The organism is Massilia sp. FBCC-B171 (assembly GCF_059134155.1).
Genome location: NZ_CP101443.1, coordinates 4843785 through 4855408, shown reverse-complemented (window position 1 = coordinate 4855408; position 11624 = coordinate 4843785). Strand labels below are relative to the sequence as shown.

10 protein-coding genes are annotated in these 11624 nt (G+C 62.4%); all 10 read left to right on the top strand.

Translation table 11 applies throughout. The features are described from left to right. Positions 1-116: 116 nt before the first annotated feature. Positions 117-1037: a serine O-acetyltransferase EpsC gene (gene epsC / locus NMB41_RS22055; RefSeq protein WP_494379915.1), complete on the top strand. Its 921-nt coding sequence runs from the start codon at positions 117-119 to the stop codon at positions 1035-1037. 579 nt (positions 1038-1616) lie between these two features. Continuing rightward, a complete protein-coding gene (locus NMB41_RS22050) occupies positions 1617-1820 on the top strand; it encodes a hypothetical protein (protein WP_494379914.1) in 204 nt (67 codons plus the stop codon). A 100-nt stretch (positions 1821-1920) separates the two neighbouring features. Further along, entirely contained in the window at positions 1921-2739 is an 819-nt protein-coding gene (locus NMB41_RS22045) for an endonuclease/exonuclease/phosphatase family protein (protein WP_494379913.1), read from the top strand. A gap of 3 nt (positions 2740-2742) precedes the next feature. After that, positions 2743-3903 carry a cardiolipin synthase ClsB gene (clsB, locus tag NMB41_RS22040; RefSeq protein ID WP_494379912.1) on the top strand — a complete coding sequence of 387 codons (1161 nt, stop codon included), beginning with the start codon at positions 2743-2745 and terminating at the stop codon, positions 3901-3903. Positions 3904-3916: 13 nt separating this feature from the next. Then, positions 3917-4291: an RNA-binding S4 domain-containing protein gene (locus tag NMB41_RS22035; RefSeq protein ID WP_494379911.1), complete on the top strand. Its 375-nt coding sequence runs from the start codon at positions 3917-3919 to the stop codon at positions 4289-4291. Between the two features lie 313 nt (positions 4292-4604). Further along, complete coding sequence (locus tag NMB41_RS22030; RefSeq protein ID WP_494379910.1) at positions 4605-5207, top strand: TetR/AcrR family transcriptional regulator; 603 nt, start codon at positions 4605-4607, stop codon at positions 5205-5207. 64 nt (positions 5208-5271) lie between these two features. Next, on the top strand, positions 5272-7062 hold the full coding sequence (locus NMB41_RS22025; RefSeq protein WP_494379909.1) for an acyl-CoA dehydrogenase C-terminal domain-containing protein: 1791 nt from the start codon (positions 5272-5274) through the stop codon (positions 7060-7062). Between the two features lie 18 nt (positions 7063-7080). Continuing rightward, positions 7081-9477, top strand: a complete 2397-nt coding sequence (locus tag NMB41_RS22020) for a 3-hydroxyacyl-CoA dehydrogenase/enoyl-CoA hydratase family protein (protein ID WP_494379908.1) — start codon at positions 7081-7083, stop codon at positions 9475-9477. A 15-nt stretch (positions 9478-9492) separates the two neighbouring features. Beyond that, positions 9493-10689, top strand: a complete 1197-nt coding sequence (locus NMB41_RS22015; RefSeq protein WP_494379907.1) for an acetyl-CoA C-acyltransferase — start codon at positions 9493-9495, stop codon at positions 10687-10689. Positions 10690-10844: 155 nt separating this feature from the next. Next, positions 10845-11618: an enoyl-CoA hydratase gene (locus NMB41_RS22010; RefSeq protein ID WP_494379906.1), complete on the top strand. Its 774-nt coding sequence runs from the start codon at positions 10845-10847 to the stop codon at positions 11616-11618. The last annotated feature ends 6 nt before the right edge of the window (positions 11619-11624 follow it).

The window sequence follows — 11624 nt, the reverse complement described above, 5'->3', positions numbered from 1 at the left end:
CCCAATTGGCTGCCAGGCAGGCCATGCCGGCCATGCCGGCTGGCAGCGTCAGTCCGATATAAGGAAGTGTGATTTAAATCGTTCGCTTTCCCCGTCGCTTGGAGTAGTCTGGTCAAATGGACAACTACGACACGGAGCAGGCCGGCTCCAGCCATTGGCACCTCGGCCCCATCATCGACGCGCTGCGCACCTCGCGCGAGTCGACCCACAACATCCGCCACCAGGGGCGCGTACGCGAGCTGCCGTCGCGCGAAGTGCTGCGCCAGGTGATCGAGGGGATCTGTGCGGCGCTGTTTCCCACGCATTACGGGCGCCCGGACCTGAACGACGAGAGCATCGACTATTTCGTCGGCGATACCCTGAACGTCGCGCTGGATCGCCTGGTCGAGCAGGTAAGGCGTGCGCTGCGCTTCAATCCGGAGCTGGAGAACATCGCCGAGCCCGAGCTGGCCGGGCGTGCGCGCCTCATCACGCGCAAGTTCGCCGCCAGCCTGCCGGAAATTCGCGGCCTGCTGGTGTCGGACGTGCAGGCGGCGCTGGCCGGCGACCCGGCCGCCAGCTCGGTGGCCGAAATCATGCTCTGCTATCCGGGCACGATCGCCGTGCTGTATCACCGCCTGGCGCACTGCCTGCACCGCCTCGGCGCGCCTTTCCTGGCGCGCCTGGCCGCGGACATTGCCCATACGCTGACCGGCATCGACATCCACCCGGCCGCGCAGATCGGCGCCAGCTTCTTCATCGACCACGGTACCGGGGTCGTGATCGGAGAAACCACGATCATCGGCCGCCATGTGCGCCTGTACCAGGCCGTCACGCTCGGCGCACGGCGCTTCCCGACCGACGACAAGGGTGCGCTGGTCAAAGGCGCGCCGCGCCATCCGATCGTCGAGGACGACGTCGTCATCTATGCCGGCGCCACCATTTTGGGACGCATCACGGTCGGGGCCGGGTCCACGATCGGCGGCAATGTCTGGCTCACGCAAAGCGTGGAGCCGGGCAGTAACGTGACGCAGGCGCAGATGAGAAATACCTTATAGACGGGAACTCCCGCTTCTTCCAAAGAGCGGTGCAGGTATTAATTAATGGAAATTCCGTTGCCGCACCTTAAGATCTGAAGGTGCGAAATTTTTTCTTGGGTGCAACAGATATATGGTCTTGACTCGGCTTTGACACGCCTAATTCGAAATAATCGATAGGTCAAGAAGAATTTGTTTGTAGGCGTGAATACAACATATTCCCGCCGTTTGTCCTACAAGCCAGCTTCATCCATACGTACAAATGATTTCTATCGAGAACAAAAGTCCGCAAAAAGCCACCAATAGTGATAAATGACTCAACGAAAGTTCGTCAGACTGTCGGGAAACCTCGGCTAATATGCATACAAATTGATACAAATAGCCGCTTAGGGTCAACAAATTATCTACGGCAACAATATCTGTTACAACTTGAAACAAGTTGCCTGAGGAAAAATTACCTAAGGAAATTTGCTATGTTAGCTGGCGCACAATAGAAACGGCGTTTGACAATCAGAAACCACTCGCCTATCTTCAGCGGTTCGCGTCGAGCGAGTTTGTGAACTGCAACACGTCCAACCAAGGATTCTGGGAGAAAAAAATATGGAACAATTCGAACCGAAGCACGAGGAAAAAGTGAAAGCAGTAAGCGTTGACGATGATTGTTTTTATATCGATCTGCTCTGCGGCCTGCGCCTGGCCGGGCCGCGCCTGGTTTCCGTTCCCTTGTCCGAGGCTGAGAACCTGGCGTCGCCCCGCAATGCCGCGTTGCGCCAGCACTGGGAAGCAGCCCCCGCGTTTGAATAAGCTGCCAGCGGGGTAGCAGCTCCCAGAGGCCGCACCCCGTGCCGCACGATTGGGAAAGCTTATAAAAATGAACACGGACTGATGGGGTTAGAATGTTCCCATGAAGATTCGTGTCGCAACCTACAATATCCATAAAGGTGTCACCTCATTGCGCAGTACCCCCCGGGTGCTGGCGCTTAAGAAGGCGATTGCCGAGTTCCACGCCGATATCGTTTTCCTGCAAGAAGTGCAGGGACGCCATGATCGCCATCACGCTCGTTACGGGCAGCACAAGCACGCCACCCGCATCTGGCCGGAAGCCACCCAGTACGAGTACTTCGCCGGTGAGTCGCACCACTCGCATTCGGCCTATGGCATGAACGCGATCTACGACCACGGCCACCACGGCAATGCCTTGCTCAGCTGTTTTCCTATCGAAAACAGCCATAACCATGATGTCTCCGACCATGCTTACGAGCAGCGCGGCATCCTGCACTGCGTGCTCGAGACGGCAGCCGGCAAGGTGCATTGCTATGTCGTGCACCTGGGCCTGTTCGAAGGCGGGCGCGGGCGCCAGACCGAGCAGCTGATCGAGGCGGTCAACAAGTCTGCGCCCAACGGCGAACCGGTGATCATCGCCGGCGACTTCAACGACTGGCGCAATACGCTCAGCGACCGCCTGCGCAATGCGCTGGGTGTAGTCGAGGTATTCGATGAGCTGGGACCGAAATCGGCCCTGGGCGACATGGTGCGCGGCTGGGCCGGCCGCCAGCCGCGCCTGGCGCCGGCACGTACCTTTCCCGCCGCGCTGCCGTGGTTCCGCCTCGACCGCATCTATGTGCGCGGTTTCAAGATCGATAATGCCCAGGTGATGGCCGGCCCGATATGGGCCAAGCTGTCCGACCACGCGCCCATCGTCGCTGAATTGCAGCTGGCCTGAGCGATGCGCAGCGTTACTTATGTAGCGAACAACGACGTCACCCTGCTTGAATCCGGGCAACAGCTGTTCCCGGCAATGATCGAAGCCATCGATGCGGCCAAGAGCGACATCCTGTTCGAAACCTATATCTTTGCCGAAGACGAAGTCGCGCGCGGCATCGAAGAGGCGCTGATCCGCGCCGCCGGGCGCGGCCTGAAGGTGCGCGTGCTGGTCGACTGGTTCGGCACCGGCCACCGCGCCTGCTGCCGCCGTGCCGAAGCCTTCGCCGTGGCCGGCGTGCACTACCGCGTCTTCAATCCCTGGTTCAAGCGCGGCATCGCCCGCACCCACCGCAAGATCACGGTCGTCGACGGCGAAACGGCGTTTGTCGGCGGCATCAACATCAACGACGACATGCTGTGCGACTACGAGCCGCACCGGCCCTTGCCCGCGCCGCGCTGGGATTTCGCCGTGCGCGTGCAGGGTCCGCTGGTGGCGCAGATCCACTTCGAGGCCAAGGCGCAATGGATGCGCGCCGGACGCCTCGACCTGTTCAGCCGCATCGAGCTCTACCGCGAAACGCGGCGCAGCCCGCCGACCGAAGGCGCGCGCCCCATGCGCGCCGCCTTTGTCGTGCGCGACAACCTGCGCAACCGCAGAACCATCCAGCGCGCCTACCTGCAGGCCATCGGCCAGGCCCGGAAAAGCGTGCTGCTGGCCAATCCCTATTTCGCCCCGGGCCGCAAGTTCCGCGAAGCCCTGGCGCAGGCCGCGCGGCGCGGCGTGTCGGTCACGCTCCTGATCGGGGTCGGGGAATTTCGCATGCAGGATGCGGTGGCCCGCTCCTTCTACCCGAAGCTGCTGGCTGCGGGCATCAAGGTCGTCGAATACCGCAAGACCCAGCTGCACGCGAAGATCGCCGTGGTCGACGACGACTGGGCGACGGTGGGCTCGAGCAATTGCGATGGCCTGTCGCTGTTCCTGAACCAGGAAGCCAATATTGTCGTGCGCAACGCCGAGTTTGCGCGCGCAGTGCGCGCCCACATCGAGCGCGGGATCGACGATGGCGAAATCGTGCACATGGAGGAGTTCGAGGGCATGGGATGGGTACGCCGGATGCGCTATGAAATGGCTTACCTTCTGTATAAACTGGCCATGCGCATTTTTGCAATTGGTTACGCATAAGGAAGAGCAACACATGGAGAACGTACGCATCGACAAGTGGCTGTGGGCGGCGCGCTTTTTCAAGACACGTTCGCTGGCGGCCGACGCCGTCGAGCGTGGGCGGGTGCGCATCGGCGGCGAACCGGTCAAGCCGGCGCGCGCCGTGAAACTCGACGACCGGATCGTGATCGATAACGGCTCGGACCGCTGGGAAGTGGTGGTGCTCGGCATTTCGGACAAACGCGGGGCGGCGCCGATTGCGCGTGCCTTGTACAGCGAGACGCAGGAGAGCATCGAGAAGCGCGAGAACGATTCGGAGGCGCGCAGGTTGTTTCCCGAGCCGGGCAGTACGATCAAGGGGCGGCCGACCAAGCGGGACCGGCGGGCGATTTCGAAGGCGGCGGGGTAGTTTGTCGCGGCTTAGCTGGGGCTGGTTGAACGCGTGGGCGGCGCACACGGCGCGTGGATGCGCCCCCCAAGGTATAGCCGCCCACCCTACGGCCCTCCGATTACCGATATCGTTCCGCGAGCCAACGTAGGGTGGGCGGGTCTCCCGCCCACGCGTTCAACCGACCTCTGCGCAGCAGCGCCACCCCCCATTCCCACAATAGAATCGCACCTCTAAGTTCCCGTTTGACATTCACCGCCCGATAGATAATAGTACGCTCGTTCGGATTTTTCGATTCACGCAGGGGAAACGTATCAACACTTCAGCAAAATTCATGCGCAAGGGCGAGCAGACGCGGGCGGCGATTCTCGACGTTGCGCTCGAGCTGGCCAGCCGTAATGGCCTCGAAGGCCTGACCATCGGCTTGCTGGCGGATCGCATGAACATGAGCAAATCGGGCGTCTTCGCCCACTTCGGCTCGCGCGAAGATTTGCAGATGGAAGTGCTCAAGCTTTACCACCACCGTTTCGAGCAGGAAGTGTTTTTCCCCAGCGTGAAAGAGCAACGCGGCTTGCCGCGCCTGGAGTCGATGTTTGCGCGCTGGGTCAAGCGGGTATCGGTCGAAATCGCGTCGGGCTGCATCTATATCAGCGGCGCGGTGGAGTACGATGACCGGCCAGGCCCGATTCGCGAATCGCTGGTGTCGATGGTGCGTGCCTGGCAAGGTGCGCTGTTGCGCGCCGTGCAGCAGAGCGTCGACTGCGGCGCGCTGCAAGAGGGCACCGACCCGCAGCAGCTGGTCTACGAGATGTACGGGCTGATCCTGGCCCTGCACCACGATGCGCGTTTCCTGCGCGTCCCCGGCGCGATCGACCGCGCCAACCGCGGCTTCGCGCGGCTGATCGAGAATTACCGCAATCCCGTTCAAAGCAATTAACAAAGCAGGCCTCACGCCAGCTCTTCAGTTTCAAAATACATCTTACCTTCGTCAGGAGAAAACCATGGGTCAGTACGTCGCGCCAATCCGGGATATGCAGTTTGTGCTGCACGAGTTCCTCAACGTCACCGAAGAGTTCAAGAACCTGCCTGCCTATCAGGAAATCGACGCCGACATCATCAACCAGGTGCTGGAAGAGGGCGCGAAATTCACCCAGGAAGTGCTGTTCCCGCTGAACCACTCGGGCGACCGCGAAGGCTGCCATTACGATGCCGCCACCAAGACCGTGACGACGCCGAAGGGTTTCAAGGAAGCGTATAAACAGTATGTCGAAGGCGGCTGGGCAGCGCTGGCCTGCGATCCGGAATACGGCGGCCAGGGCCTGCCTGTTTCGCTGAACAACTCGTTCTACGAAATGCTGAACTCGTCCAACCAGGCCTGGACCATGTACCCGGGCCTGTCGCACGGCGCCTACGAATGCCTGAAGGAACACGGCACCGACGAGCAGAAGAAGTTCTACCTGCCGAAGCTGGTGTCGGGCGAGTGGACCGGCACCATGTGCCTGACCGAAGCGCATTGCGGCACCGATCTGGGCCTGCTGCGCTCGAAGGCCGAGCCGCAGGGCGACGGCACCTACAAGATTACCGGCTCGAAGATCTTCATCTCGGCCGGCGAGCACGACGTTTCCGAAAACATCATCCACCTGGTGCTGGCGCGCCTGCCGGACGCACCGGAAGGCTCGAAAGGCATCTCGCTGTTCCTGGTGCCGAAGTTCCTGCCGAACGCGGATGGTTCGATCGGCGAGCGCAACCCGATCTTCTGCGGCGCCATCGAAGAAAAGATGGGCATCCACGGCAATTCGACCTGCCAGATGAACCTGGACGGCGCCGTCGGCACCCTGATCGGCCAGCCCCATAAAGGCCTGAACGCGATGTTCGTGTTCATGAACGCCGCCCGCCTGGGCGTGGGCATGCAGTCGCTGGGTCTGACCGAAGTGGCTTACCAGAACGCGCTGGTTTACGCAAAGGACCGCATCCAGATGCGTTCACTGTCGGGCGTGAAAGCACCGGACAAGCCAGCCGATCCGATCATCGTGCACCCGGACGTGCGCCGGATGCTGCTGACCGCCAAAGCCTATGCCGAAGGCGCGCGGGCCCTGACCTCCTACATCGCGCTGCAGATCGACCGCGAACTGAACCACCCTGACGAAGAAGTGCGCAAGGAAGCCAACGGCGAAATCACGCTGTTGACCCCGATCGTGAAAGCCTTCATCACCGACAACGGCTGGATCGCGACCTCGGAAGCGATGCAGGTCTACGGCGGCCACGGCTACATCAGCGAGTGGGGCATGGAGCAGTACGTGCGCGACGCGCGCATCAACATGATCTACGAAGGCACCAACACGATCCAGTCGCTCGATCTGCTGGGCCGCAAGATCTTGATGGACAACGGAGCCAAGCTGCGCGCCTTCGGCGAGAAGATCAAAGCCTTCGTCGAAGAGAACGGTCTCGATGAGTCGATGTCCGAATTCGTGACCCCGCTGGGCGAACTGGGTGACAAGGTCGGCAAGCTGACCATGGAAATCGGCATGAAGGCCTTCACCAACCAGGATGAAGTCGGCGCTGCCGCCGTGCCTTACCTGCGCGTCGTCGGTCACCTGGTGTTCTCGTACTTCTTCGCGCAGATGGCAAAGATCGCCCTGGCCAAGAAGGATTCGGAAGACAAGTTCTACGAATCGAAGCTGGCCACGGCACGCTTCTATTTTGCCCGCCTGTACCCGGAAACCGCGATGCTGATCCGCCAGGCACGCTCGGGTTCCGCCAACCTGATGGCGCTCGACGCCGACCTGTTCTAAGAACGCAAGGATAAAACCATGACCAATTTCACCGTCAAGAAAGTCGCCGTGCTGGGCGCAGGCGTGATGGGCGCGCAGATCGCTGCGCACTGCGTCAACGCCAAGGTGCCTGTCGTGCTGTTCGATTTGCCGGCAAAGGAAGGCCCGAAGAACGGCATCGTCCTGCGCGCCATCGAGAACCTGAAGAAGCTGTCGCCGGCCCCGCTGGGCAACAAGGATGACGCGTCGCTGATCGAGATCGCCAACTACGAAGACAACCTCGACGTGCTGGCTGGCTGCGACCTGATCATCGAAGCGATCGCTGAGCGCATGGACTGGAAGCACGACCTGTACAAGAAGGTCGCGCCGCACATTGCACCGAACGCGATCTTCGCGTCCAACACCTCGGGCCTGTCGATCAACAAGCTGGCCGAAGGCTTTGACGACGAACTGAAGGCGCGCTTCTGCGGCGTCCACTTCTTCAACCCGCCGCGCTACATGCACCTGGTCGAACTGATCCCGACCGCGGGCACCCGTCCTGAAATCCTCGACCAGCTCGAGACCTTCCTGACCTCGGTGCTGGGCAAGGGCGTCGTGCGCGCCAAGGACACCCCGAACTTCATCGCCAACCGCGTCGGTATCTTCGGCATGCTGGCCACCATCCACGAAGCCGAAAAATTCGGCCTGTCGGTGGACGTGGTCGACGACCTGACCGGCGCCAAGCTGGGCCGCGCCAAGTCGGGTACCTTCCGTACCGCCGACGTCGTCGGCCTGGACACGATGGGCCACGTCATCAAGACCATGCAGGACACCCTGCAGGACGACCCGTTCTTCGCCCTGTACAAGACGCCTGACGTCCTGGCGAAGCTGATCGAGAAGGGCGCCCTGGGCCAGAAATCCGGCGGCGGCTTCTATAAAAAGGTCGGCAAGGACATCCAGCGCCTCGATTTCGCCACCGGCGAGTACGTGGCGGGCGGCGCGAAAGCGGCCGACATCGTCGCACGCATCCTGAAAGAAAAGGATCCGGTCAAGAAGTTCAAGGCCCTGCGCGAATCGACCAACCCACAGGCGCAGTTCCTGTGGGCGATCTACCGCGACGCCTTCCACTACATCGCCGTGCACCTCGACACCATCGCCGACAACGCGCGCGACATCGATTTCGCCATGCGCTGGGGCTTCGGCTGGAGCGTTGGCCCGTTCGAGACCTGGCAAGCCGCAGGCTGGACCCAGATCGCACAATGGGTCAAGGAAGACATCGACGCCGGCAAGGCACTGACCAACACCCCGCTGCCAGCATGGGTCTTCGATGGCCAGGTTGCGGAGAAGGGCGTGCACACGCCTGAAGGTTCGTACTCGGCTTCCTCGAACAGCTATGTTCCACGTTCGACCCTGGCCGTCTACGAGCGCCAGGCCTTCCGTGCACCGGTGCTGGGCGCCGGCGGCATTGATGCCAAAACGTTTGGTACCACCGTGTTCGAGGACGAGTCGGTCCGCCTGTGGCACTCCGACGACGAAGTCCTCGTCATCTCGCTGAAGACCAAGATGCACGTCATCGGCGACGGCGTCATCAAAGGCCTGAAACGCGGCCTGGAAGAAGCCGGCAAGAATTTCAAAGGCCTGGTGATCTGGAATGCGGATGCCACCGAAGGCGGCGCCTTCTCGGCCGGCGCCGACCTGCAATCGGCCCTGCCAGCCTTCATGGCCGGCGGCGCGAAGGCGATGGACCCGATCGTCAAGGAACTGCAGGACTGCTTCATGCAGATGAAGTACTCGAACGTGCCAGTCGTCGCCGCTGTTGCCGGCCTGGCGCTGGGCGGCGGCTGCGAGATGGCCCTGCATGCATCCAAGCGTGTCGCTTCGATCGAGTCCTACATCGGCCTGGTGGAAGTCGGCGTCGGCCTGGTGCCGGCCGGCGGCGGCCTGAAGGAAGCGGCAGTGCGCGCTTTCACCGAAGCCAAGGGCAACGACATCCTGCAATTCCTGAAGACCGGTTTCACCAACGCGGCCACCGCTCAAGTGTCGAAGTCGGCACTCGAAGCGAAGGCGATGGGCTACCTGAAGGAAGACGACATCATCGTCTTCAACACGTATGAACTGCTGCACGTGGCGAAAGTCCAGGCGCGCGCGATGTTCGACGCCGGCTACCGCGCACCGCTGCAGCGCCCTGTGACCGTCACTGGCCGCTACGGCTGGGCGACGATCCGCGGCCAGCTGGTCAACATGCGCGACGGCGGCTTCATCTCGGCCCACGACTACAAGCTGGGCGACATGATCGCCGAGATCGTGACCGGCGGCGACGTCGACCAGGGCAGCGTGGTGTCCGAGCAGTGGCTGCTCGACATGGAACGTAAAGCTTTCATCGAACTGCTGAACAACCCGAAGACGCAAGAGCGGATCATGGGCATGATGCAGACCGGTAAGCCGGTGCGGAACTAATCAAGGACGACTGACATGAGCAAACAACTTCAAGACGCATACATCGTCGCAGCAACCCGCACCCCAATCGGCAAGGCGCCGCGCGGCATGTTCAAGACGACCCGCCCGGACGACCTGCTGGTCGCCGCGATCCGCGGTGCGATGGCCGCCGTGCCGAACCTCGACCCGGCACTGATCATCGACGCCATCATCGGCTGCTCCTTCCCGGAAGCCGAGCAGGGCTTCAACATCGCCCGTAATTCGGTGGTGCTGGCCGGCCTGCCGAACACCGTCGGCGGCGTGACCGTCAACCGCTACTGCGCTTCGGGCATCACCGCCCTGGCCATGGCGGCGGACCGCATCCGCGTCGGCGAAGCCGACGTGATGATCGCCGGCGGCGTCGAATCGATGTCGATGGTGCCGATGATGGGCCACCATCCATCGATCAACATGGATACGTTCAAGGACGAGAACGTGGGCCTGGCCTACGGCATGGGCCTGACCGCTGAAAAGGTCGCCCAGCAGTGGAAAGTCTCGCGCGAAGACCAGGACGCCTTTGGCCTGGAATCGCACCGCCGGGCGATTGCCGCCCAGCAGGCCGGCTATTTCAAGGACGAGATCACCCCGGTCGAGATCACCACCCGCACGCCGAACCTGGCCACCGGCGAAATCTCGGTCAAGCGCCGCACGGTCGATGCCGACGAAGGCCCGCGCGCCGACGCCAGCATGGAAGGCATGGCGAAATTGAAGCCTGTCTTCGCCGCCAAGGGCACCGTCACCGCTGCGACCTCGTCGCAGATGTCGGACGGCGCCGGCGCCCTGATCGTCGTCAGCGAGAAAATCCTGCGCGAGCACAACCTGACTCCGCTGGCCAAGTTCTCGTCGTTCGCCGTGCGCGGCGTGCCGCCGGAGATCATGGGCATCGGTCCGAAGTTCGCGATTCCCGCAGCCCTGGCCGCCGCCGGCATCACCCAGGACCAGCTGGACTGGATCGAGCTGAACGAAGCGTTTGCCGCGCAGGCGCTGGCCGTGATCCGCGACCTGGGCCTGGACACCAGCAAGGTCAACCCGATGGGCGGCGCGATTGCCCTCGGCCACCCGCTGGGCGCCACCGGTGCGATCCGCGCCGCGACCGTCGTGCACGCACTGCGCCGCAATAACCTGAAGTACGGCATGGTGACGATGTGCGTCGGCGCCGGCATGGGCGCGGCTGGTATCATCGAGCGCGTTTAATTTTTGATCGTGGCCGTGTCAGCCTCTGCGTTGATGCGGCCTGCACGTATCACCGCGTGGGCACGGAGTGCCCGCCCTACGGCGTTCGCACATCGTAGGGTGGGCACTCCGTGCCCACGCGGTCTTTCGTGCCCCCAAACACCCGGAGACCTGACATGACGATCCAGACCAACAAAGAAAACGGCATCCTCACCATCGAATTCAACCGCCTCGAACGCAAGAACGCCATCACCGGCGCCATGTATTCGACGATGGCCGAGGCCCTGCTGGACGCCGAACAAGACGCGCAAGTGCGCGCCGTCCTCATCACCGGCAAGCCCGAAATCTTCACCGCCGGTAACGACCTCGACGATTTCCTGAACAACGCCGGCGACGGCGCCATGACCGAAGACCGTCCTGTCTTCCAGTTCATGAAAGCGCTGGAAAGCTGCACCAAGCCGGTCGTCGCCGCAGTGGCCGGCGCCGCGGTCGGCATCGGCACCACGATGCTGATGCACTGCGACCTGGTCTATGCCGCCGACAACGCCAAGTTCTCGATGCCGTTTACGCAGCTCGGCCTGTGTCCGGAATTCGCTTCCTCGCTGCTGGTCGCGCAAAGCGCCGGCTACACCCGCGCCGCCGAAAAGCTGATGCTGGGCGAAGCGTTCAGTGCGCAGGAAGCCTTCGAGATGGGCATCGTGGCACGCGTGCTGCCGGCCGCGGAATTGCTTGCGTTCGCGCAGGGCCAGGCCGTCAAGCTGGTGGCCCTGCCGGCCGCCTCGATCCGCGCCACCAAGGCCCTGATGCGCCGCCCGCGTGCCGCCATCGTCGCCGAGACCATGGGCGTAGAGAACAAGCAGTTCGGCGCGATGCTGGTCGGCGCCGAAGCGAAGGAAGCGTTTACGGCCTTCTTCCAGAAGCGCAAGCCGGACTTCTCCAAGTTCGACTGAGCGAGG

Bases quoted from the DNA above. Each gene is read 5' to 3' on its own strand.
- NMB41_RS22030 (WP_494379910.1), top strand. From the start codon at position 4,605: ATGCGCAAGGGCGAGCAGACGCGGGCGGCGATTCTCGACGTTGCGCTC.
- NMB41_RS22010 (WP_494379906.1), top strand. From the start codon at position 10,845: ATGACGATCCAGACCAACAAAGAAAACGGCATCCTCACCATCGAATTC.
- NMB41_RS22015 (WP_494379907.1), top strand. From the start codon at position 9,493: ATGAGCAAACAACTTCAAGACGCATACATCGTCGCAGCAACCCGCACC.
- NMB41_RS22045 (WP_494379913.1), top strand. From the start codon at position 1,921: ATGAAGATTCGTGTCGCAACCTACAATATCCATAAAGGTGTCACCTCA.
- clsB (WP_494379912.1), top strand. From the start codon at position 2,743: ATGCGCAGCGTTACTTATGTAGCGAACAACGACGTCACCCTGCTTGAA.
- NMB41_RS22050 (WP_494379914.1), top strand. From the start codon at position 1,617: ATGGAACAATTCGAACCGAAGCACGAGGAAAAAGTGAAAGCAGTAAGC.
- epsC (WP_494379915.1), top strand. From the start codon at position 117: ATGGACAACTACGACACGGAGCAGGCCGGCTCCAGCCATTGGCACCTC.
- NMB41_RS22035 (WP_494379911.1), top strand. From the start codon at position 3,917: ATGGAGAACGTACGCATCGACAAGTGGCTGTGGGCGGCGCGCTTTTTC.
- NMB41_RS22025 (WP_494379909.1), top strand. From the start codon at position 5,272: ATGGGTCAGTACGTCGCGCCAATCCGGGATATGCAGTTTGTGCTGCAC.
- NMB41_RS22020 (WP_494379908.1), top strand. From the start codon at position 7,081: ATGACCAATTTCACCGTCAAGAAAGTCGCCGTGCTGGGCGCAGGCGTG.